The following is a 21860-nucleotide window of genomic DNA, read 5'->3' as shown; positions in this document are numbered from 1 at the left end:
GCGACGACGCCGTATGACCGGGGACGGGCGGCACCGCCGGGACCCACCGCTCTTCCCGGAAGACCACCCTCGAAGCCCCTGCGTAGGGGCCCGTGGACCGGACAAGGGGCCCGTGGAGCCGACACCGGGAGACGGCTCGCTCCGGCTCAGCCACAAAAGTCCAAAAAAATCTGACAGCGATGTCGAGAACCCGTGACTGGCTCCGTCCCCGAGGTGAACGCGACCACAATGGGTCGCATCAGCACCGAGGAGAACACGATGGCCAAGTATCTGCTGCTCAAGCACTACCGCGGCGCTCCGGCGGCGGTCAATGACGTGCCGATGGCCCAGTGGGCGCCGGAGGAGATCACGGCACATGTGCAGTACATGAATGACTTCGCGGCCCGGCTGGAGAAGACCGGCGAGTACGTCGACAGCCAGGCGCTCGCCCCCGAGGGGATGTGGATCCGCTACGACGGTGAGGGGCGGCCTCCGGTCACCGACGGTCCGTTCGCCGAGACGAAGGACCTCATCGCCGGCTGGATGGTGATCGACGTCGACAGCCACGAGCGCGCCGTCGAGCTGGCCGGGGAGTTGTCGGCCGCTCCCGGGGCGGGCGGGAAGCCCATCCACGAGTGGCTGGAGGTGCGCCCGTTCCTGGGCGCCACCCACCATCACGGAGTGACCGGGGAGTGACCTCGTCGATGGACGAGGCCCTGCTGCGGAGCCTCACGCCGAGTGTGCTCACCGTCCTCGTCCGCCGCGGAGCCGACTTCGCGGCGGCCGAGGACGCCGTGCAGGACGCCCTGGTCGAGGCGGCCCGGGTGTGGCCCGCCGACCCGCCGCGGGACCCGAAGGGCTGGCTGGTCACCGTCGCCTGGCGCAAGTTCCTCGACCAGGCCCGGGCGGACACCGCCCGCCGCCGGCGTGAGGACCTTGTCGACGAGGAGCCGGCGCCCGGACCCGCGCCCGCGGTGGACGACACGCTCCAGCTCTATGTCCTGTGCGCCCACCCGTCGCTGACACCGTCCTCCGCGGTCGCGCTCACGCTGCGCGCGGTCGGCGGGCTGACCACCCGCCAGATCGCCCGGGCCTACCTGGTGCCCGAGGCGACCATGGCGCAGCGCATCAGCCGGGCCAAGCGCACGGTCTCCGGCGTGCGGTTCGACCGGCCCGGCGATGTCGCCACCGTGCTGCGCGTCCTCTACCTGGTCTTCAACGAGGGCTACTCCGGCGACGTCGACCTCGCCGCCGAGGCCGTCCGGCTCACCCGGCAGCTCGCGGCCGTCATCGACCACCCCGAGGTGGCGGGGCTGCTCGCCCTCATGCTGCTCCACCACGCCCGGCGCGCCGCCCGGACCGCGCCTGACGGCAGTCTGGTGCCGCTCGCCGAGCAGGACCGCGGCCGGTGGGACACCCGGTCGATCGCCGAGGGGGTCGCGATCCTCCAGGCGGCCCTCGCCCGCGACCGGCTGGGCGAGTTCCAGGCGCAGGCCGCCATCGCGGCCCTCCACGCCGACGCGCCCACCGCCGGGGAGACCGACTGGGTGCAGATCGTCGAGTGGTACGACGAGCTCGCGCGCCTGACCGACAGCCCCGTCGTCCGGCTCAACCGCGCGGTGGCCGTCGGCGAGGCCGACGGACCGCGCGCCGGCCTGGCGGCACTCGCGGAACTGGACACCTCACTGCCCCGCCACGCCGCCGTCGCGGCGTACCTCCACGAGCACGACGGCGACCTGGCGACGGCGGCACGGCTGTACGCCGAGGCGGCCCACAAGGCACCCAACCTCGCCGAACGCGACCACCTGACACGCCAGGCCGCCCGGCTCAACGCCCGCCGACGCCGCTGACCGGGTCGCGCTGGAGGTGTGGTGACTCAATGGTGTCGCCCGGTCGGTGGCCCGAAACACAGGCGAGTGGTCACCGGGGATCCTCGTACGGTCCGTTCCAGTCCCCGGCCCCGTCGGCGTGGCTGATCCGGCGCAGAATCTCGTCCCCCTGCGGGACACCGATGTCGCTGAGGACACGTGCCAGGTTGACTCCGACGAAGCCCCGGTCTTCCGGTGTCAGGGACTGAAGCGTCGCTGCGAGAGTTTGTTCCCAACTTTCGCTGTCAGAAAGGACATCGCGGTGGGTCACCGTCCAGTCGAGGACGTCCTTCGCCTGTTCCGGCTGGTGCAGGAGCCAGAGGGCGGCCAGGCCGACGGGGCCGCCCGCGACCACCTCCCGGTAGAAGCGGTACGCCTCACGGTGGGCTTCGCCGAAGCCTGACGGGAGGGCGGGCTCCGCCCCGGTGCCGGGGACGGGCAGGAGCGCGGCCGGTGGGTCCAGGAACCAGTACGTGAGGCCGAAGCCGTCGATCACCCTTGGCTGGCCGGGCGGTTCGACCTCGGTCGTACCGAAGTGGGGTGGCGGCATCCGCAGCGGGTCGGCGGCGCCCGGCAGGGTGGCGTTCTGGTTGATGTGGCCGACCACCAGGTGCCGGGCCCGTTCCTCGGTGATCTGGTTTCTCGCCGCGACGACCGGGTTGCTGATTCTCCAGGCGACTCCGTACCGGGCAGGGGGCTTCGGCGGCCGGCGCGGGATGTCGACCGAGATCCGATGCTCCGCCAGCGAGACCCACACGATGTCGAAGAAGTCCCCCTGACGCACCGCACGCCCTGTCGGCCGGGGATAGCCCCAGTAGTCGCCGCCGCGGGGCGGCACCATTCCGTCGGCCCCGTTGTCCGCGAGAAACACCAGGGCCCGGTCCTCCGGGGCACCGAAACGGAGGCGGAGTAGCTGCCAGGCCGGCGAGGAGTTCAGAGGCGTGATGAGCGGACTGGTCATGAGGCAAACCCTTCTGCTGAGGAGGCCGCACGTACGCGATGGCGGCGCAGGACAAATCGCAGGACGCCGCGGTTGTTCCGGGCCGTGCCGGAGAGCGAGGCGAGGAAGCGCGGGAACGCGGTCCGGTCTCGTAGGGCCGGGTCACTCTCGATGAGGGACAGTCCCGTCGCCGTCGCTTCGTGGGTGGCGGGGTCGTCCAGGGCTGCGACTACGAGATCGAGGGCCCGCTGGGGGTGGTCCGCGAGCAGGTCGGCGAGACGCACGCGCCGTGCGCCGGGCGCGCCGGGCGGCGGGAAGGAAGTCAGGCTCATCGATTCGATGAAGTGAACCGCCAGGGCGTGACGCTGGGTGCCCGGATTGGCCCCCTGCCATTCGCGCAGGCGGTCAAGGACGAGGGTGTGGTTGGTGTCCTCGGCGAGAAGGGTGCTGAGAGCGAAGGACACCGCGGTGCGCAATCTGCCGTCCAGCCCCTTGTCCGGTTCGTCAAGCGCAGCGTCCAGGAGCTTCAGGGCGACGACGGGCCGGGCCAGGCCGTAGCTGCCCGCACAGGTCTCCGCCACGGTGCAGCGGAGGGGGATACTGGCGGCCCGGCTCCATTGCCGTAACTGTTCCCGTACCGCGCCGGTGAGGGCGGGGTACTGGACCATTTCTCCGAGCGCGTAGGCCACCAGACGGCGACGCCAGCGGGTGTCCGAGGCGGCGAAGAGGTGCAACTGGCGCAGAGTGTCCGGGCCGGTCGCGTGGGCCAGTACCTTCCCGATCGCCTGGCCCGCCGCCAGTTCGACGCCTGGATGGTGGGGGGCCTCGTCCAAGGTCTTCCACAGCAGGCTCGCCATGCCCTCGTAGTCGAGCCACAGGCACCGGAGCAGGGCATCCGAGCGGTGTCGCCCGGAGAAGACGACCGGCTGAACCGGATAGCGCTGTGCCGCCCCGAAACGAATCGGCAGCTGGTGTGCGCCGACAGCGTCCAGTCGCTCCTGAAAGGACGGTCCGAGAAGGTCGCCCCGTGCCTGGGGCCCCTCCACTGCCGGTCCGTGCGTATCGATGCGCTCAGGCGGCCCGGTTGTGACCAGTACCGGTCCACCGCGTTCCTCGATGCGGGGGCGCAGAATCGCGCTGAATTCCTCAAGGACCGTGCGGTCCTGTTCGGAGAGCAGCGAGATCGCCGCCATCAGGGAGAGGCTGTCGGCTCGGCGGCTCGATTCCTTCAGTACTTCGCGAGCCGCCGTGAGGCTGCCGGTCTGTAGACCGTCGAGTACGGATGCCGCGGACTTACCCGATAGGACGAGATCACACAGTCCCTTCGCCACCTCCACACCGTCCCCTGGCAGCGGGTGGGCGTGCAGATGGCCGGCGAAGTCCGCGGAGGCGAGGTGTCCCAGCGCGCCCGCGCCTTGCTCGGGAGTGAGTTCGCCCGCTTCGACCAGGGTGTTCAGACGCTTCGTGGCCACCTCGGCCGACGACGGCGGGCGGTGTACGACCTGCCAGGGCACTGTGTCGCCGGGAAGCGCTGTTTCCGCCCGCACCGTGACGATCAGATGGGCGCCCGCTCGACGCAGCAGTGCGGCGAGCCCGGTGAGGACGACTTCGCCGAGCGAGGCGGCGGCCACTGGGGACAAACCCTGGAGGAGATAGCCGCGTGCCTCTGTCGGCCGCCAGCGCGAGAGGTCGGAGTCCAGGCCAGTGATGCCATCGGCTCCGTACCGTTCTGCCAGCAGTGCGAACGCTGCGGTGCTCGCACCTGCGCCGCTGGTGGCCCTCAACACCAGGATGTGGCTGTCCAGCACCTTTCGGCACTGTGCGTGGGTGCGTGGTTCGACGAATCCGCGCAAGCGTCCGCGGACATCGTTTGCGGGGTAGGGACCTTCCCGCAGTCGTGGCGGGATGATGAGGTTCGCGACGGTCTCATCGAGCGCGGCGCTGTTGATCACGGTGAGATTGCCGCCGACATCGCCCATGACTTGTGCGCCTTGGCCCAGTCGCTGTTGGTTGTCCCGGTAGGAGTCACCTGCCCCTGTTCGACCGTCGGACTCCGAACCGTCCGAGCCCGCGCCCGCTCCGGCGTTCATCGGTGGTCTCCGGCTCCGCCGACCTGCTTGTCGCCCGCCACGTTGTCGCCGCTGCCCCAGTGCTGGTTGGTACCGCGGTACGAGGTGGAACCGCCGGTGTACGCGACGTCCCGCCCGACGTTCCCCATCACGGCGGCGCCCTCGCCCACATGCTGGGTGTTGCCGCTGTAGTGCGTGCCGGGCCGCGTCACCGGGTCCTGTTCCTGATCGGCGGACGCGCCGGCCCGCGCCGCGGATTCCTCGCGCGGTCGGACACCGGCCTGGAGGAGGTTTCCGGACGGCGACGGGACGTACAGCCATGCCCGCTGCGAGAAGTTCTTCCCCTCCACGGTGGCCGGGACCTCTACGCAGCGGTCGGGGTGCAGTCCGGTGTACGCGCCAAGCACGACGTCCTCGTAGACGCGCTGGGAGATGACCGCCGCCAGGTGGGTGATCTGCTCACTCGCCGCCGCCAGGATGGCTTTGACCGGACGGGAGTCCAGGAGCCGGTGGGTGTCGTTGCGGGCGGTGCCGTTGCCGTCGCCTGGACCGTCCGCGTCCGGCAGCGGTCCGACGTGGACGCTGGCCCGGAGCCGGATGCGGGGGCCTGCGTACTGCTTGTTGTACGCGCCGAGGGTGTCGTCCAGCACGCCCAAAAACGGCCAGAGGACATAGGGCAGCAAGGCCGGGTCGAAGCCGAACAGCACGCCGTCCCCGGTGTTGGCCGGAAACCGCTTGGAGTCGCGCAACTCGTGAAGGCCGGCTCGCTCCAGGGCCTGGTCGACGATTTCGGGGATCAACTGGCTCACCGGACCGTGCTGCACGGCGGGAAGGCCCGTGAAGTCCTTTGCGTCGACGGCGAACAGGGCACGGTAGGGAGGCAGAGGTCGACTCTCGGAGTACGGGGCGGGAACGGGCGTGGACATGTGTGATCTCCTCGCGGACGGTGGGAGGGTGACGAAGCCGGTGGCTGGCTGATTCGAGGTTCCGTCGGTTTCGTCCGCCCGACTGCACAGCGGAGGGCACTTCGCGGGTGTCCCACGTCACAGCGTGGGCACGCTCAGGCGAAGCTGCCTGCCCTTCGGGCGAGCCGCGCTCATTCAGTCAGGACGGAGAGCAGGCCGTCGCCGGCGTGGTCTACGGGGCGGTCGTCGCCCAGTCGCGCAGTACCTTCATGTCCTTTATGACGATCGTTCTGCGGGCCGTCTCCACCGCGCCGGACTCTCGAAGCCGTTGCAGTCCTGTGATGGCCGCGTTGCGGGTCACACCGATCGCCTGGGCGATCTCCTCCTGGCTCAGGCCGGTCAGTCGTATGGCGTCCGAGTCGGCACCAGGCGAGGTGAGTTCGGCCAGTCGTAGCAGCGCTCGCGCCAATCGGACGACCAACGGCAGGGTCAGCAGCTCGGTGCGGTGTGCGTCGGACTCCCGCAGTCGGGAGAGTGCCTGGCGCATCAAGTCCATGACGAGCCCGCGCTGTTCGACGAATCGGCGGAACCGTTCCGCCTCCAGCACGACAGCCGTGCAGGGCGTGAGGGAGACCACTTCCGCCGTACGGGGGGTGTCGTTGAAGACGGACACCTCACCCAACAGGTCGCCCGGCCCCCGGAAGGCCAGCCAGGTCACGACTCCGCCCGATTCCCGGCACACGACCTTGGCGAGGCCGTCGGTGAGAGCGAGCAGGTGCGTTCCCGCAGAGCCCTGTCTCAGCATCACCGTACGTTCGCGAAAAGTGCGGACGGCTCCCTGCCCCAGTAGTTCGCGCCATGCGTCGTCCGACAGCACTCGTCGCCTTCCCCGTCCACCCTGCACGCGGCCTCGCGCCCTGGCTCGTCCGCGACTTCGTTGCCTCCCCGCCCCAGGAGTTCTACGCCTGCACGACCGCTTCCACTGGCAGTCGGGCGACCTTGTCCGAGAACGGCTGCCGCCCTTACGCCGGGCTGGTGCCGGATGGAGACGGCTGTGTGCCGGGGCGGATGACGGCGGTGGATCAGGATCAACACCCTGCTGCTCCGCGACCCTCGGACGACAGTTGCAGGTAACGGCCTCGGCTGGCTTCCAACGCCTGGCTGTAGCGCAGGCTGCCCCAGTGCTCGGCGAGTCCTCGCGGACCTGAACGTGGGAGGTTGTGCTCAGCGCTTGGAGGATTTCGGCGATGGCTTTGGATTCGTCCTCTTTCATCAGCAGCCCTTCCGTCGATGTCGTGTGGCGTGAGCCGGAGGACGGCAGGACAGGGCGGGGGAGCGCAAACAAGTACGCACGAGAGGGCGCAGGCCGGGATTCGGCCAGTCCGACGGCCCTGTCGGCGACGATTGGGGAGGACCGCTACCCGCCGCGCAACCACGTCTCAAGAGCGCCGAAGTCCGCGACGGTGAGGCCGTGACGGTGGTCAATGCGGTGCAGGAAGGTTCGGGCGGGATAGTGAACCTCGGCCCAGGCGCGGTCGGCGTTGGTGATCTCGTCGTCGAGCCAGGCGAAGGGGCGCCCGGCAGCCCAGCCGAGAAGGGTGCGAGTCTTCCAGTGCAGGCCGGACGGGTCAGGCTCCCCAGAGGGCTCCGGCCATGTGACCACGGGGAGCTGCGGCAGACCCAGGAGCGGCGCGAGGCACTCGTTGGCCTCGGACTCCCACGTGGTGGCCCACACCAGATCGCACGGAAGAGCCAGCAGCTCGGACCCGAGGGCGGGATCAACCCTGGCCAGCAGCGGATTAGCGCCGGCTTTCTGTGGCACGTACATCGGATAACCGTCCGGGTACTGCTCTTGTGTCGCTCCGAAGGGGATGAGCGGTCCGTCCACGTCAAGGAAGAGGATGGGCCGCAGCGGGGAAACGATCACATCTGCACCGTACGGGCAGAAAGGCTGCCCCGGAAGCGGACCGACGGCCGCCCGCCCAGACATGGCCGCGCCGCTGGTGCAACCCCGAACGTCGATGGGCCCCGCAGCAAGCTGCGGGGCCCATCGACGTATTGCCCGGTGAGAGCAATGGCGGAGGATACGAGATTCGAACTCGTGAGGGGTTGCCCCCAACACGCTTTCCAAGCGTGCGCCCTAGGCCTCTAGGCGAATCCTCCGCGGCAAACAATACAAGACGCTGAGGAGTGCTCGCGAACTCGTTCCCCGCCCCCCGCATCGGGTACTGTGTGCGGAGCCCCTCACGTGGCGCTATCTGACTGAACTCCCCCAGGGCCGGAAGGCAGCAAGGGTAGGTCGGCTCTGGCGGGTGCGTGAGGGGCGCTTGCGTGGGGCGGTGGGTCGGGACCGTTGTCGGAGGGGCCCGATATCGTCGTAGGTGTGTCGTCCCTTGCGCTGTACCGCCGATATCGCCCCGAGTCATTCGCCGAGGTCATCGGGCAGGAGCATGTCACTGATCCACTGCAGCAGGCGCTGCGGAACAACCGGGTCAACCATGCGTACCTGTTCAGTGGCCCGCGTGGCTGCGGGAAGACGACGAGTGCGCGCATCCTCGCCCGCTGTCTGAACTGTGAGCAGGGGCCCACGCCGACGCCCTGCGGGGAGTGCCAGTCCTGCCAGGACCTGGCGAGGAACGGGCCGGGGTCGATCGATGTCATCGAGATCGACGCCGCGTCGCACGGGGGTGTGGACGACGCCCGTGACCTGCGGGAGAAGGCGTTCTTCGGTCCGGCGAGCAGCCGGTACAAGATCTACATCATCGACGAGGCGCACATGGTCACCTCGGCGGGCTTCAACGCCCTGCTGAAGGTGGTCGAGGAGCCGCCGGAGCATCTCAAGTTCATCTTCGCGACCACCGAGCCGGAGAAGGTCATCGGCACGATCCGGTCGCGTACGCACCACTATCCGTTCCGTCTGGTGCCGCCGGGCACGCTGCGCGACTACCTCGGCGAGGTGTGCGGGAAGGAGCAGATCCCGGTCGCGGACGGGGTGCTGCCGCTGGTCGTACGGGCCGGTGGCGGGTCCGTGCGTGACTCGATGTCCGTCATGGACCAGCTTCTCGCCGGCGCGGCCGAGGACGGCGTGACATATGCGATGGCCACGTCCCTGCTCGGGTACACGGACGGGTCGCTGCTGGACTCCGTCGTTGACGCCTTCGCGGCGGGTGACGGAGCGGCGGCGTTCGAGGTCGTGGATCAGGTCATCGAGGGCGGCAACGACCCGAGGCGCTTTGTCGCCGACCTGCTGGAGCGGCTGCGTGACCTCGTCATCCTGGCCGCCGTGCCGGATGCCGGGCAGAAGGGGCTGATCGACGCCCCCGCCGATGTCGTCGAGCGGATGCAGGCCCAGGCTTCGGTCTTCGGCGCGGCCGAGCTGAGCCGGGCGGCCGATCTCGTCAACACCGGGCTGACCGAGATGCGCGGGGCCACGTCGCCCCGGCTGCAGCTGGAGCTGATCTGCGCGCGGGTGCTGCTGCCGGCGGCCTTCGACGACGAGCGTTCGGTGCAGGCGCGGCTCGACCGGCTGGAACGCGGGGCCGCGGCCGCCGCCTCCACCGGTGCGGCCGCCTTCTCGGCCGGGGGTCCGGGCCCCGCGATGGGATATGTGCCGCAGCCGGGGCCGCACACTCCCGCACCACCGGCGATGCCCGGCGGGCCGGGCCCGGCGCTGCCGCAGGGCCCCGCGCCCGCCATGCCCCCACCGGCCGCCCAGCCCGCTGCCCCGCCCGTGTCCCCGCCCGCCGCGGAGCCGGCGCGGCCCGGTGCCTGGCCGGGTGCCGCAGCGCCGGGTGCCGCAGCGCCGGAGGCCGGCCGCCGTCCCGGTGGCTGGCCCACCGCTTCCACCCCCGGCCAGGGCCAGAGCCAGAGCCAGGGCCCCGGACGGCCCGCACCCGCCGCCGCGCCGGAGCCCGCCGCTCCCGCGCCCGCCGCCGTCGCGGGCGCCGGTGCCGCGCAGGGCGCCGGTGCCGCGCAGGGCGCCGGCCAGGTGCGCAACATGTGGCCGGACATCCTGGAGGCCGTGAAGAACCGCCGCCGGTTCACCTGGATCCTGCTCAGCCAGAACGCGCAGGTCGCGGGCTTCGACGGGACGACGCTCCAGATCGGCTTCATCAACGCGGGAGCCCGCGACAACTTCACCAGCAGCGGCAGCGAGGACGTCCTCAAGCAGGCGCTCGCCGAGCAGTTCAACGTGCGGTGGAAGATCGAAGCGATCGTCGACCCGTCGGGCGGCACCCCGCCTCCGGCGACGGCCGGGGGTGGCGGCGGGGCCGGTGGCGGATTCACCGGTGGCGGCGGTGGGGCCGGTGGCGGCGGGTACGGCGCTGGCGGCGCCGGAAGCGGCGGTGGTGGATACGCCGGGGGAGCGGGCAACGGCGGTGGATACGGCGCCGCATCCGGCAATGGCGGTGGGCCGGCCGGCCCCGGCCAGGCCCCGCCCTCGGCGCAGCGTTCCGCTCCTCCTGCCGCACCGGCACAGTCGCCCGCGGCCCAGGCGCCCACCGGACCCGGCCCCGCATCGGCGCGTCCCGAGCCGCCACGGCCGCCGGACGGCAGATCCGGTTCGCCCGCCGCGCCGCCCCCGGTGGCCCCGGAGGACGACACTCCGGAGGAGGACGATCCGGATCTCGTCGACTCCGCCCTCTCCGGCCATGACCTGATCGTGCGCGAGCTGGGCGCGACGGTTGTGGAGGAATACACCAACGATTAGCGGGCCCTCTCTCGGCGGCCCCTCCAAGCCCGCAGGCGAAGACAAGCTCCGTCCCGGCTAGGCTGCCCCACGTGAAGGTCCTTGTCATCGGCGGCGGCGCCCGCGAACACGCCCTGTGCCGCTCTCTCTCCCTCGACCCCGACGTCACCGCTCTCCACTGCGCGCCCGGCAACGCCGGGATCGCCGACGTCGCCGAGCTCCACCCGGTGGACGCGATGGACGGGGCGGCCGTGGCCCGGCTCGCCACCGAGCTGGAGGCCGGGCTCGTTGTCGTCGGTCCCGAGGCGCCGCTCGTGGCCGGGGTCGCCGACGCCGTACGGAACGCGGGCATCCCGTGCTTCGGCCCGACGCGGGAGGCGGCCGAACTGGAGGGCTCCAAGGCGTTCGCCAAGGACGTGATGGCCGCGGCCAATGTGCCGACGGCCCGTAGCTATGTCTGCACCACGCCGCAGCAGATCGACGACGCGCTCGACGCCTTCGGCCCGCCCTTCGTCGTCAAGGACGACGGGCTCGCCGCCGGCAAGGGCGTCGTCGTGACCGAGGACCTCGCCGTGGCCCGTGAGCACGCGCTGGCCTGCGGGCGGGTGGTCATCGAGGAGTTCCTCGACGGCCCCGAGGTGTCGCTGTTCGCCATCACCGACGGCGTGACCGTCCTTCCCCTCCAGCCCGCGCAGGACTTCAAGCGCGCGCTCGACAACGGCGAGGGGCCCAACACCGGCGGCATGGGCGCGTACTCCCCGCTTCCCTGGGCCGATCCCAAGCTGGTGGACGAGGTCCTGGAGACCGTCCTCCAGCCCACCGTCGACGAACTGCGCCGTCGCGGTACGCCTTTCTCGGGCCTGCTGTACGCGGGGCTCGCGATCACGGGCCGCGGGGTACGGGTCATCGAGTTCAACGCGCGGTTCGGCGACCCGGAGACCCAGGTGGTCCTGGCCCGGCTCAAGACCCCGCTGGCGGGTGTCCTGCTGGGCGCGGCCGAGGGGACGCTCGCGGACCTGCCCCCGCTGGCCTGGCGTGACGACGCCGCGGTCACCGTGGTTGTCGCCTCGCACAACTACCCGGACACTCCGCGCACCGGCGACCCGATCGAGGGCCTGGACGAGATCGTCACGCGGGACGCGCCCGACGCGTATGTCCTGCACGCCGGGACCAGGCGGGACGGCGACACGGTCGTGAGCGCCGGTGGCCGGGTGCTCTCGGTCACGGCGACGGGCAAGGACCTGACGCAGGCCCGCGAGCGGGCGTACACGGCGCTCGGCCGGATCCGGCTGGAAGGCTCCCAGCACCGTACGGACATCGCCCGCGAGGCAGCGGGCGCCTGACCCAGCCGTCAGGCACAAGGCGGCGCGCGCCCCGGACTCACCGCGCCGGGCGCGCAGCCTTCCCTTTAGCACCCGGCGCGCGCCCCAGCCGTACAGCGGGTACAGCGGGCGCGCAGTGGGACACCGTCGTACGTTCGTACGTCGGCCCCCGCCCGGCCGTCGGCTCCTCGTCCAGCGGCCCTGTCCCGCGATCTCCGGTGCCCCGGTCCCGCGGGCCCGGGATTCCCACTCTCGCGCACCCCACCCGATGACGCGCCCGGGAGGTCGGTCCCGTACGCCCCCGGGCCCGCCCATCCCCGCAGGTCACCACCGATCCCGCCGCGCACCCTGCCGTCCACCCCGGCTCACGCGCCCGCGCATTCCGGGCGCGTGAGCCGGGGTGGGCCGGGGCCGGAAGCCCCTCAGCACGGGCCCGTAACCCCGTCGCGTCAGCAGCTTTGACCAGAGCCATTCCATCGGGTGACGCATGGGCCATCCGGATGACGGGTCTCCGGAGCCCAACTAGGGTGCGGCGCAAGCGCTCCGGCACTTGGCTCACCCGGCATTGCGATGTCGGTGGCTGGTGCCACAGTGGGGGAGTGAGCTACACCGCCGCAGGGCAGAGGGGGTGAGGTCCGACGATGTCCGGTTCCGGTTCACGTATCGGTGAGGAAATGGGTGCGCTGGCCGCCCGCGCCCGGGCTCTCGCCGTGCTGCGCGTCCGCAGCAGGGCGGTCGCCGTCGCCCTGCTGCCCACGGCCGTCGCCGTCGTGCTGTTCGCCGGCGAGGCCACGGGCCGTATGCGGGGCGGGGGTTGGGACGCGGCCCGCTGGGTCGTGACGGCCCTCGCGCTGGTCGTGCTGGTCCTCGCGGGCGCCGTCGCGGCCGTTGTCGCCCGCGCCCGGCCCGCCCTCAGCCCCACCGTGGCGCTCACGGAGAAGGCCGCGCCCGATCTCTACCGGCTGGTCCGCGACCTCGCGGAGCGGCTGGACGTCCCGGCGCCCTCCGCCATAGCGCTCACCCCCGACTGCGACAGCTGGCTGGAGGACCGTACGCATCCGGCGCACGCCCGTGCGCGCCCGCGCCCCCTCCCGGGCGCCGGGCGGCGAAGAGGCCGCGCGCGCAGCGCCGCCACACCCGTCCTGGTGATCGGCTCGCCCTTCCTCTGGTGGATGCGGGTCGCCGAGCTGCGCGCGGTGCTCGCCCCGGTCGTCGCCGGCACGGGGCCCTCGGCGCATCCGGACATAGCGGCGGCCCGCCGTTTTGTCCGGGGCCTGGACGCCGCCGTCGCCGTGGCGTCCAGACCGGGCCGCTGGACCGTGCCCGGAGTGGTGCTCGGGATCGTCGGCCGGGTCGCGCGGCTGCTGCTGCGCGGCTGTGGCGAGCACGCCGCCCAGATGGAGCGGGGCGTGGCAGCGGCGGCGTCCGAGCGCGCGCAGGCGGTGGACTACGGCGTGCGGATCGTCGCCCAGGAGCAGGTCGGCCTCGCCTACGCGGGCTGGGACCGGCTGCTGACCAGGGTCGCCCTGCCTGCCTGGCGCATGGGCCGCTGGCCCTCCCGGCTGGACGCGGGCGTGGTGTCGGCCCTCACCGAGCTCGCGCGCCGCGACCGCCTCGCCGAGGGCTTCGCGTCCCGGCTCGGTGAGCGGCCCGCCTGCGATCTCCTCGAAGAGCCCGGCGCCATCGACGAGGCCGCTTCCCTGCTGGCCGCGCGCCTCTTCCACGGCGGCCCGGCCGGGTCCGGATCCGACTGGTCCCCGGTGGACTGGCAGCAGTATCCGGAGGAGGTCGTCGACCGCAAGTGGCGTACGGAGGCGGCCAGGCTGCACCGCGTCCTGGACGCCATGGGGATACGGCGCTCGGTAGACCCCTCGGGTGCCGTCCTGGCGCCCGGCCCCACCCTGGAGCGCGTCCTGGACCACCTCTCGGGGTACGAGCGGACGTCCGCCGGAGACCGCCCGGCCGGCGCCGCCCTGGCCGCCGGGATCAGCGCGGAGCTGGCCCGTGAGGAGGCGGCGGGCCCCTCGGCCCAGGCCGAGGGCGGCGGCGACGCACTGGCGCTCTGGGGCGCCGAGCCGCTGCCGCTCTTCCCGCTTCAGCCGCCCCGCACCGAACGCGAGCTGCTCGCCGACCATGTCACGGCGATGGTCTGCTGCTCCGCCGTGGACACGGCGGGCGCCGCTCCCGGCCTGGACTGGCTCGACGGCCCGGCTCTGCTGGTCGACGGGCGGCGCCGGACGGACCTGGGCGGACGCGTCCTCAGTCTGGTGGAGGACGGCGACGCCGAGCCGTTGCGCTCCTGGCTGGCCGCGCTGGGAGTGCGCGCCGAGAAACCGGTACGGCTCGTGTGAGCCCCCGCGCCGCCCTCGCGCCCCCGCGCCACCTCCCCACGCCCCTACGCAATACCTACGCTCCCCGTCCGCTCCCCGCGCCACAACTGGCCCTCCCCGCACCACGACACGCATGCCCTACCACACTCCGCACGCGAACCAACACGGTCCGTTAACGTCTTTTCGCGACGAACGGTGACGAGCCGCGTGCGTTATGTGATGTGCTGGGGGTCGGGGCTCACAGCCGACCGTGTCATCGGCCGGACAAACGGTCGTATCACCGGCTTGTCGACGCTCACATCAACGCTCGTATCAGCGGCCCGTGCCACGTGTTGTCGTCAACCGTTGGCACGGGGGGCTCGGAGGAGGGGAGCACATGGGGGCGGACCACATCAGGCGATGGGAATCGGGCGCGCTCGCCCATGCGGTCAGCGATCCCTTCGGCCAGGGCCCACTGCCCTGGCTGCGCGGCAGCGAGAACTACTTCGACGACACGGGCCAGGTCGTGCCCTGGTACGCCGACCCGAGCCTGGGCCGCAGCGGCGGCGGCCCGCGTACCGCCGACGACGTACGCCGTCAGATCAAGGGCTTCGCTTCCAACGGCGCCGTCGCTCCCGGCGAGGCGATCGACTTCCATGTCACCGTCGACCCGCCCCAGCAGTTCTCCGTCGACGTCTACCGGATCGGGCACTACGGCGGCGACGGCGCCTTCAAGATAACCACCAGCCCCCGGCTCTCCGGGATCGTCCAGCCGCCCCCGCTCGCCGCTGACCGCACGCTCTCCTGCCACCACTGGTGGCTGTCGTGGCGGCTCCAGATCCCCACCCACTGGTCGCTCGGCGCCTATGTCGCGGTGCTCACCACGCTCGACGGCCACCGCTCCCACATCCCCTTCACCGTCCGCGACAACCGGCCCGCCGATCTGCTGCTCCTGCTGCCCGACATCACCTGGCAGGCGTACAACCTCTATCCGGAGGACGGTCACACGGGCGCCAGCCTCTATCACGCCTGGGACGGGCAGGGGCGGCTGCTCGGCGAGGAGGAGGCGGCGACGACGGTCTCGTTCGACCGCCCCTACGCGGGCGCGGGCCTGCCGATGCATGTCGGTCACGCGTACGACTTCATTCGCTGGGCCGAACGTTACGGCTACGACCTCGCCTACGCGGACACCCGCGACCTGCACGCCGGCCGTATCGACCCGACCCGCTACCGCGGCCTGGTCTTCCCGGGCCACGACGAGTACTGGTCGGTCCCGATGCGGCGCACGGTCGAGCTGGCGCGCGAGCAGGGCACGTCCCTGGTCTTCCTCTCCGCGAACACCATGTACTGGCAGGTGGAGTTGGGGCCCTCGGCCTCCGGCGTCCCCGACCGGCTGCTCACCTGTCTCAAGCGCCGTGGGCCCGGGCGCCCCGCGCTCTGGCGTGAGATGGACAAGCCGGAGCAGCAACTGCTGGGCATCCAGTACGCGGGCCGGGTCCCCGAGCCGCATCCCCTGGTCGTACGGAACGCCGATCACTGGCTCTGGGAGTCCACCGGCGCCGGCGAGGGCGACGAGATCGAAGGACTGGTCGCGGGCGAGGCCGACCGCTACTTCCCGCGCACCGCCCTGCCCGACCACCAGGACCGGATCCTGCTCGCGCACTCCCCGTACCGCGACAGCGAGAATGCGCGGCGCCACCAGGAGACCTCGCTCTACCGCGCGCCGTCAGGGGCGCTGGTCTTCGCCTCCGGGACCTTCGCCTGGTCCCCGAAGCTGGACCGCCCCGGCCATGTCGACTCCCGGGTCCAGCGCGCGACCGCCAACCTCCTGGACCGGATCTGCAAACGGGACTGACGAGGCCCGGCCGCGCGGCGCGGAGCTCCGACGCCACCCCTGCGGGCCCCGACTTCCGGCATACGGGAGAATCGAGACGATCTCCAGGAACGACAGAACCACCGGGAGGAACCGTGTCCGGATTCGTAGAAAAGCCCGAGCCCCTTCACGTGCCGGGTCTGGTGCACCTCCACACCGGCAAGGTGCGTGATCTGTACCAGAACGAGGCGGGCGACCTCGTGATGGTCGCCAGCGACCGCATCTCGGCATACGACTGGGTGCTGCCCACCGAAATCCCCGACAAGGGCCGGGTCCTCACCCAGCTCTCGCTCTGGTGGTTCGACCTGCTCCAGGACCTCGTACCGAATCATGTGATCTCGACCGATCTCCCCGACGGTGCTCCCGCCGACTGGGCCGGCCGCACGCTTGTCTGTAAATCGCTCCGGATGGTCCCGGTGGAGTGCGTCGCCCGCGGCTATCTCGCCGGCTCGGGCCTCGTCGAGTACGAGGAGTCCCGTACGGTCTGCGGACTCGCCCTGCCCGAGGGCCTGGTGGACGGCTCCGAACTGCCCGCGCCGATCTTCACGCCCGCCACCAAGGCCGCCGTCGGCGACCACGACGAGAATGTGCCGTACGAGGAAGTGGCCCGCCAGGTGGGCGCCGAGACCGCCGCACTGCTGCGCCGGACCACCCTCGATGTCTATGGCCGGGCCCGCGATGTCGCCCGCGGCCGCGGCATCATCCTCGCCGACACCAAGTTCGAATTCGGCTTCGACGGCGAGCGGCTGGTGATCGCGGACGAGGTGCTGACCCCGGACTCCTCACGCTTCTGGCCCGCCGAGACCTGGGAGCCGGGGCACGCCCAGCCGTCGTACGACAAACAGTACGTACGCGACTGGCTGACCTCGCCGGCCTCCGGCTGGGACCGCAGGAGCGAGCAGCCGCCGCCCGCGCTGCCGCAGCAGGTCGTCGACGCCACCCGGGCCAAGTATCTGGAGGCGTACGAACGCCTCACGGGCACAAGCTGGCAGTAGAGCGCCGGACCCGCCGAACCGGCGGACCCGGAACACACGAAGAAACCCCCGGCCGAATGGGCCGGGGGTTCCTTTTCGCTGAGCGGACGACCAGGTTCGAACTGGCGACCTCAACCTTGGCAAGGTTGCGCTCTACCAACTGAGCTACGTCCGCATGCGCCGTGGCGCGAGCACCACTATACCCAACCGCGCTCGCGGGCGAGACGCACTGCCGAATGACGGTTCTCCGCTCCCAGTTTGGAGGCGGCCGAGGACAGATAGTTGCGCACGGTCCCCTGCGAGAGCGAGGCGCGCTCCGCGATGTCCGCGATCGGTGCGCCGTCCGAGGCGAGCTCCAGCACCTCGGCCTCCCGCGCCGTCAGCGGCGAGTCACCGGCGGAGATCGCGTCGGCCGCCAATTCCGGGTCGACAAAGCGGTTTCCGGCGTGCACGGTACGGATGATCTCGGCGAGCTGCCGGGCGCTGACCGTCTTGGGCACAAAGCCCCGTACGCCCGCGGCCAGCGCCCGTTTCAGATGGCCGGGCCGGCCGTGGCTGGTCACGATCATCGTGCGGCAGCCGGGCAGTTCGGTACGGAGCGATGTGGCGACTCTCACACCGTCGGCGCCGGGCATCTGGAGATCCAGTACGGCCACATCGGGCCGGTGCGCGCGGGCCATCGCCAGCGCCTCGGGTCCGGAGGCCGCCTCGGCGACCACCACCAGATCGTCTTCGAGCGCGAGCAGCGCGGCCAGCGCGCCGCGGATCAGATGCTCGTCGTCGGCGAGCAGGACGCGAACGGGCGCGGGACCGGAGGGGACGGGCACGGAGGTCACGCGGCCACCTCGTCACCGGACAACGAGCCGTCACCGGACACGGAGCCCCCGCCGGACGGGGAGCCCGCCCCCGGCGCGGGCAGCGGCACCCGGGCCGTCAGCCGGTAGCAGCCGTCGTCCGTCCGGCCCGCCTCCAGGGTGCCGTCCAGCGCGGCCAGCCGCTCCCGCAGTCCGGCAAGCCCGGAGCCCGTACGCGTGGCGGCCGGGGTGCCGGCGTCCGCGGCCGGATCCGGTGCGCCGTCGTTCTCGACGACCAGCACGGCCGCTCGCTCGTCCCGCCCCTGCTGCCCCGCCGACTCCGTCAGCCGCACCGTGCAGCGCCGCGCGTCACCGTGCCGCAGGACGTTTGTCGTCGCCTCGCGGACCACCCAGCCCAGGGCCGACTGGACCCCGGCCGACAGCGCCCCGCCGTCGTCTCCCTCGATCCGGCAGTCGATGCCCGCCGCCTTCAGCACCCCGCGTGCCCCTTCGAGTTCATTGCGCAGATCCGCCTCCCGGTAGCCGCGTACGACGTCCCGGACCTCCCGCTGCGACTCCCGGGCGATCCGCTGTACCTCGGTCATCTGGGCCACGGCCTCCGGCCGGCCGCGCTCGGCGAGCTGGACCGCCAGCTCGCTCTTCAGCGCGATCACCGCGAGATTGCGGCCCATGACGTCGTGCAGATCGCGTCCGAAGCGAAGCCGCTCCTCCGCGACCGCGAGCCGGGTCGCCAGCTCACGGGCCGTGTCGAGTTCCCAGACGGCGTGGACCAGCCAGGCCGAGAAGACATAGGTGAAGACAAGGCCGGTGCCCGAGGCGGTGACCCCGATCACACTGGGCAGCACGCTGCGTGCCCCCAGCCCGAGCAGCAGGCCGGCGAGCGCCGTGCCGGCCGCCGCACCGAGCACCGCGTACGCCATGTGCGCGGTCGTCCGCAGGCCCAGCGCGGCCGACGCCAGACCGAAGCTGGAGAAACCGACCAGCAGATACGCGTAATCCTGGTTCAGCGGAATGGCTCCCGCGCTCAGCAGGGCCATGACGGTGAGGACGGCCGCCGCCGACAGCGCGGCCGTGCCCAGGAGCAGCCGTACGGGCCGCTCGCGCCGGCCGAGCCGCCAGTCCAGGGCCCGGGACTGGAGGGCGGTGCACAGCCCGGCGTGCGCGCAGACCAGCAGGAACAGCCAGCCGCCCAGCCCCCGCCCCGCACCGGCGCCGAGTGCCAGGATGCCGAGACCGCCGGTCTCGAAGCCGCCGAAGCAGTAGAACGACCAGCGGGTGTAGAGCTCGACCTTGAACGTATTGCTCCTGGTCCTGTTCCTCTTCCATCTGCTTCGCCAGCGCCAGAAGTCCGTCAGCCGGGACATCGAATCCTCTCTCCCGAGCGCACGGCGCCTCAGCGCCGTGGCTCCCAGCGGAACCACCGCCCCACAGCAAACACCGCGAGCACGGTCCAGACCAGTGTGTTCAACCCCGCACCGAGCAGGTCGTACGCGTCGACACCGCCCAGCCAGCCCGCCCGGATCAGGGTCATGGCGCCGGTCGCCGGCAGCAGCTCGCAGAGGGACGCGATCCGCTCGGGCAGCGCCTCCAGCGGCACGAACAGGCCCGATCCGGCCACCGAGAGAAGGAACAGCGGCATGGTGGTGAGCTGGGCGCTCTCCACGGTACGGGTGAACGCCGAGGTCGCGGCGGCCAGCGCGGTGAGCAGCACCACACCGGCCAGCAGCCCGCCGACCAGCAGCACGGGCCACCGCGGCGCGCTCAGCCCGAGGAACGCGGTCCCGGCCGCGACCAGCACGGCACACTGGGCGAGCGCCAGCGCCGCCGCGGGCAGCGCGGTGCCGGCGAGGATCTCCCGGTCGGACGCCTCGACCGTACGGAGCCGCTTGAGCACCAGCTCCTCGCGCCGGGCCGTGTAGGCGGCGGAGAGGTTGGCGTACACGGCCATGATCAGCACAATGCCGATCCCGCCGGTCATCGATGCCTCGGCGACACTGATCCCGGTCCCGCGCAGGTCGATCCCGCCGAGCGTCGCCCTGATCGCCCCGATCATGCCCACCGGCACGAACAACGCGGCGAAGAGCGCCACCCTGTTCCGCACGAGGAGCGTCAACTCGGCCCGTCCCAGCGCTTTGAGACGCCCCGTCACCGTCGTACCGTCCGAGACCGCCACCATGCTCATCGTGCCTCCTCCGTTTCGGCGTCCCGCGCCGCGATGTCGAGAAACGCCTCTTCGAGGGAGGCGGTCCGCGCGTCCAGTCCGGCGAGCGGTACGTCCGACTCCTCGGCCCACCGCAGGAGTTCGCCCAGATCCCGCTGGAGGCGCCGGGTACGGATCTCGATCCGGGGCCCGTCCGCCGCCGCCCTCAGCGTCAGCGGCAGTCGGGCCGCAGCGACACCGTCGGGCAGGACGAAGGAGATCCGGGCCGGCCGGGCCGCGGTCACCTCGGCCGGGGTCCCGGAGACCACGATCCGGCCGTCCCGCATGATCGCCAGCCGGTCCGCGAGGCTCTCGGCCTCGTCCAGGTAGTGCGTGGTCAGCAGGACCGTCGTACCGCTGTCGCGCAGCGTCCGCACCAACTCCCAGGTGTCCCGCCGCCCTTCGGCGTCCAGCCCGGTCGTCGGCTCGTCGAGGAAGAGCACCTCGGGCCGGCCGAGCAGTGCGAGCGCCAGATCCAGCCGCCGCCGCTCACCGCCGGACAACTGCTTGACGCGGACCCCGGACCGTTTGCCGAGCCCCACCAGATCCAGCGCCTCGGCGGCCGGCCGCGCACCACTGGTGCACCCCGCGCACATGCGTACGGTCTCGGTGACCGTCAGATCGGAGGGAAAGCCGCCCTCCTGGAGCATCACACCGACCCGGGGCCGGACCACCGCCCGCTCGGTGTACGGGTCGTGTCCCAGCACCCGAACCGAACCGCCGCTGGGCCGGGCGAGACCTTCCAGCAACTCGACGGTGGAGGTTTTGCCCGCGCCGTTCGTGCCCAGCAGCGCGAACAGTTCGCCCCGGGCCACGGAGAAGGAGATACCGCGCACGGCCTCGTAGCCACCGGTGTAGCCGCGCCGCAGCTCGTCCACCTCGATCACCGGCTCGGTCAGCGGATCGGTCACGGGCCGGTCCGTGCGGACGTCGTGTCCGCCGGCCCCAGAAGACTCAGTCATGTCGTCCAGATTTCCGCCGGACCGGGCCACCGGGCAGTGCGTGCTGTCATCACCGCGCATGACATTTGTCATCGGCGCCGGCACAGGACACCAATCACGAGGAACGGCGGTCACGAGGAACGCCGGCAGCGCCAACTCGGCGGAGCACACACGAAGAAGCCCCCGGCCGAATCGACCAGGGGCTTCTTTTCGCTGAGCGGACGACCAGGTTCGAACTGGCGACCTCAACCTTGGCAAGGTTGCGCTCTACCAACTGAGCTACGTCCGCAGAGCACCGGACCTCCGGTGCGGCCATCACTCTACCGGATCCACCGGAGTGGTCGGAGAGCGATGCGGAGCGGGTGACAGGAATTGCACACTGCGCCTCCCCCTTGGAAAGGGGGCGTTCTACTACTGAACTACACCCGCACGCTCCGTGAGGTTCGGGCCTTTCGGCCTTGCCCCTCGGCGTGCTCCAGACTCTAGCCGATCAACGGGGGTGGTTCGCAACTCGGTGCGGATCCGCGTCCCTCAACTGGCGTCATGGAACGCCTCGTAGACCCGCTTGGGGATACGGCCGCGGGTCGGCACCTCCATCTTGTGCGAGAGCGCCCAGGCGCGGACGGCCGCCGGGTCGGGCGCGAGGGAGGTGTGCCGGTATGTGATGCGAGACTTGCCGTACTTGCTGGCGTTTGTCTGCTTTCGGCCCGCCGCCATGAACGGGGCCAGGGCCTTGCGCAGTTTCTTTGCATTGGTGGGATTGAGGTCGATCTCGTACGACTTCCCGTCCAGGCCGAACGTGACCGTTTCCGCCGCCGCTCCCCCGTCCATGTCGTCGGAGAGTGAGACCACCACGCGCTGCGCCACGGATATTGGTCCTTTCTTGCGGCACCGCCCTGCCCGTCAGGTGTGGGAAACACGGCTGACGTGCGGCGATACCGGCCTTCCGGCTGTTAAGGGGCAATGCTGCTTTCC

The 21860-nt window shown here is 71.5% G+C and carries 17 protein-coding genes, 4 tRNA genes and 1 other RNA gene; 8 read left to right on the top strand and 14 right to left on the bottom strand.

The window, feature by feature from the left end; genetic code table 11:
- The first annotated feature begins 258 nt into the window (after nucleotides 1-258).
- Nucleotides 259-675: a YciI family protein gene (locus tag ABZ707_RS11285; RefSeq protein ID WP_360172547.1), complete on the top strand. Its 417-nt coding sequence runs from the start codon at nucleotides 259-261 to the stop codon at nucleotides 673-675.
- An 8-nt stretch (nucleotides 676-683) separates the two neighbouring features.
- Entirely contained in the window at nucleotides 684-1829 is a 1146-nt protein-coding gene (locus ABZ707_RS11280; protein ID WP_360172544.1) for a DUF6596 domain-containing protein, read from the top strand.
- A 70-nt stretch (nucleotides 1830-1899) separates the two neighbouring features.
- Here the strand turns inward: ABZ707_RS11280 and ABZ707_RS11275 are convergent, their stop codons facing one another.
- The 6 genes from ABZ707_RS11275 to ABZ707_RS11250 form a co-directional block, all read right to left on the bottom strand.
- On the bottom strand, nucleotides 1900-2808 hold the full coding sequence (locus ABZ707_RS11275) for a hypothetical protein (RefSeq protein ID WP_360171470.1): 909 nt from the start codon (nucleotides 2806-2808) through the stop codon (nucleotides 1900-1902).
- Nucleotides 2805-4766 (bottom strand): hypothetical protein, encoded by a 1962-nt coding sequence (locus ABZ707_RS11270; RefSeq protein WP_360171467.1) that lies wholly within the window; start codon nucleotides 4764-4766, stop codon nucleotides 2805-2807. Before ABZ707_RS11270 ends, ABZ707_RS11275 begins: the two co-directional genes overlap by 4 nt.
- 107 nt (nucleotides 4767-4873) lie before the next feature.
- Nucleotides 4874-5782 carry a hypothetical protein gene (locus tag ABZ707_RS11265; RefSeq protein ID WP_360171464.1) on the bottom strand — a complete coding sequence of 303 codons (909 nt, stop codon included), beginning with the start codon at nucleotides 5780-5782 and terminating at the stop codon, nucleotides 4874-4876.
- A gap of 211 nt (nucleotides 5783-5993) precedes the next feature.
- Complete coding sequence (locus ABZ707_RS11260; RefSeq protein ID WP_360171461.1) at nucleotides 5994-6638, bottom strand: Crp/Fnr family transcriptional regulator; 645 nt, start codon at nucleotides 6636-6638, stop codon at nucleotides 5994-5996.
- Nucleotides 6639-7178: 540 nt separating this feature from the next.
- Complete coding sequence (locus ABZ707_RS11255) at nucleotides 7179-7685, bottom strand: HAD domain-containing protein (protein WP_360172541.1); 507 nt, start codon at nucleotides 7683-7685, stop codon at nucleotides 7179-7181.
- A gap of 151 nt (nucleotides 7686-7836) precedes the next feature.
- Nucleotides 7837-7924, bottom strand: a tRNA-Ser gene (locus ABZ707_RS11250).
- Between the two features lie 73 nt (nucleotides 7925-7997).
- Between ABZ707_RS11250 and ffs the strand changes: the two genes are divergently transcribed.
- The 6 genes from ffs to ABZ707_RS11220 all read left to right on the top strand — a co-directional run bounded on the left by ffs (nucleotide 7998) and on the right by ABZ707_RS11220 (nucleotide 16950).
- Nucleotides 7998-8092: signal recognition particle sRNA small type (gene ffs / locus ABZ707_RS11245), an RNA gene on the top strand.
- 52 nt (nucleotides 8093-8144) lie between these two features.
- Complete coding sequence (locus tag ABZ707_RS11240) at nucleotides 8145-10472, top strand: DNA polymerase III subunit gamma and tau (RefSeq protein ID WP_360171458.1); 2328 nt, start codon at nucleotides 8145-8147, stop codon at nucleotides 10470-10472.
- A gap of 71 nt (nucleotides 10473-10543) precedes the next feature.
- Nucleotides 10544-11794 carry a phosphoribosylamine--glycine ligase gene (gene purD, locus ABZ707_RS11235; RefSeq protein ID WP_360171455.1) on the top strand — a complete coding sequence of 417 codons (1251 nt, stop codon included), beginning with the start codon at nucleotides 10544-10546 and terminating at the stop codon, nucleotides 11792-11794.
- A gap of 620 nt (nucleotides 11795-12414) precedes the next feature.
- Nucleotides 12415-14124 carry a hypothetical protein gene (locus ABZ707_RS11230; protein WP_360171452.1) on the top strand — a complete coding sequence of 570 codons (1710 nt, stop codon included), beginning with the start codon at nucleotides 12415-12417 and terminating at the stop codon, nucleotides 14122-14124.
- A 355-nt stretch (nucleotides 14125-14479) separates the two neighbouring features.
- A complete protein-coding gene (locus tag ABZ707_RS11225; protein WP_360171449.1) occupies nucleotides 14480-15937 on the top strand; it encodes a N,N-dimethylformamidase beta subunit family domain-containing protein in 1458 nt (485 codons plus the stop codon).
- A gap of 113 nt (nucleotides 15938-16050) precedes the next feature.
- The gene (locus ABZ707_RS11220) at nucleotides 16051-16950 is read left to right on the top strand and encodes a phosphoribosylaminoimidazolesuccinocarboxamide synthase (protein ID WP_360171446.1); all 900 of its coding nucleotides are present in this window, start codon (nucleotides 16051-16053) and stop codon (nucleotides 16948-16950) included.
- 81 nt (nucleotides 16951-17031) lie between these two features.
- Here ABZ707_RS11220 and ABZ707_RS11215 read toward each other — a convergent pair.
- The 8 genes from ABZ707_RS11215 to ABZ707_RS11180 all read right to left on the bottom strand — a co-directional run bounded on the left by ABZ707_RS11215 (nucleotide 17032) and on the right by ABZ707_RS11180 (nucleotide 21752).
- Nucleotides 17032-17104 (bottom strand) — tRNA-Gly (locus ABZ707_RS11215).
- A 22-nt stretch (nucleotides 17105-17126) separates the two neighbouring features.
- The gene (locus tag ABZ707_RS11210; RefSeq protein WP_360172538.1) at nucleotides 17127-17756 is read right to left on the bottom strand and encodes a response regulator transcription factor; all 630 of its coding nucleotides are present in this window, start codon (nucleotides 17754-17756) and stop codon (nucleotides 17127-17129) included.
- A gap of 5 nt (nucleotides 17757-17761) precedes the next feature.
- Nucleotides 17762-19108: a histidine kinase gene (locus tag ABZ707_RS11205; RefSeq protein WP_360171443.1), complete on the bottom strand. Its 1347-nt coding sequence runs from the start codon at nucleotides 19106-19108 to the stop codon at nucleotides 17762-17764.
- 29 nt (nucleotides 19109-19137) lie between these two features.
- Complete coding sequence (locus ABZ707_RS11200) at nucleotides 19138-19926, bottom strand: ABC transporter permease (protein WP_360171440.1); 789 nt, start codon at nucleotides 19924-19926, stop codon at nucleotides 19138-19140.
- Nucleotides 19923-20906 (bottom strand): ABC transporter ATP-binding protein, encoded by a 984-nt coding sequence (locus tag ABZ707_RS11195; RefSeq protein WP_360171437.1) that lies wholly within the window; start codon nucleotides 20904-20906, stop codon nucleotides 19923-19925. The genes ABZ707_RS11200 and ABZ707_RS11195 overlap by 4 nt, the downstream gene beginning before the upstream one ends.
- Nucleotides 20907-21101: 195 nt before the next feature.
- Nucleotides 21102-21174: transfer RNA gene (locus ABZ707_RS11190), tRNA-Gly, on the bottom strand.
- A 68-nt stretch (nucleotides 21175-21242) separates the two neighbouring features.
- A tRNA-Gly gene (locus tag ABZ707_RS11185) sits at nucleotides 21243-21314 on the bottom strand.
- A gap of 102 nt (nucleotides 21315-21416) precedes the next feature.
- Entirely contained in the window at nucleotides 21417-21752 is a 336-nt protein-coding gene (locus tag ABZ707_RS11180) for an Lsr2 family protein (protein ID WP_360171434.1), read from the bottom strand.
- Nucleotides 21753-21860: the final 108 nt, after the last annotated feature.

It is taken from the genome of Streptomyces sp. NPDC006923 (assembly GCF_040635655.1).
GTDB lineage: Bacteria > Actinomycetota > Actinomycetes > Streptomycetales > Streptomycetaceae > Streptomyces.
Note: the sequence above shows the minus strand (reverse complement) of the source record. Positions and strands in the feature narration are given on the sequence as shown.

Coding starts and splice junctions, on each gene's coding strand:
- ABZ707_RS11265 (WP_360171464.1), bottom strand. CDS start 5,782: ATGTCCACGCCCGTTCCCGCCCCGTACTCCGAGAGTCGACCTCTGCCT.
- ABZ707_RS11230 (WP_360171452.1), top strand. CDS start 12,415: ATGTCCGGTTCCGGTTCACGTATCGGTGAGGAAATGGGTGCGCTGGCC.
- ABZ707_RS11275 (WP_360171470.1), bottom strand. CDS start 2,808: ATGACCAGTCCGCTCATCACGCCTCTGAACTCCTCGCCGGCCTGGCAG.
- ABZ707_RS11225 (WP_360171449.1), top strand. CDS start 14,480: ATGGGGGCGGACCACATCAGGCGATGGGAATCGGGCGCGCTCGCCCAT.
- ABZ707_RS11205 (WP_360171443.1), bottom strand. CDS start 19,108: ATGTCCCGGCTGACGGACTTCTGGCGCTGGCGAAGCAGATGGAAGAGG.
- ABZ707_RS11200 (WP_360171440.1), bottom strand. CDS start 19,926: ATGAGCATGGTGGCGGTCTCGGACGGTACGACGGTGACGGGGCGTCTC.
- ABZ707_RS11195 (WP_360171437.1), bottom strand. CDS start 20,906: ATGACTGAGTCTTCTGGGGCCGGCGGACACGACGTCCGCACGGACCGG.
- ABZ707_RS11270 (WP_360171467.1), bottom strand. CDS start 4,766: ATGGGCGATGTCGGCGGCAATCTCACCGTGATCAACAGCGCCGCGCTC.
- ABZ707_RS11280 (WP_360172544.1), top strand. CDS start 684: ATGGACGAGGCCCTGCTGCGGAGCCTCACGCCGAGTGTGCTCACCGTC.
- ABZ707_RS11285 (WP_360172547.1), top strand. CDS start 259: ATGGCCAAGTATCTGCTGCTCAAGCACTACCGCGGCGCTCCGGCGGCG.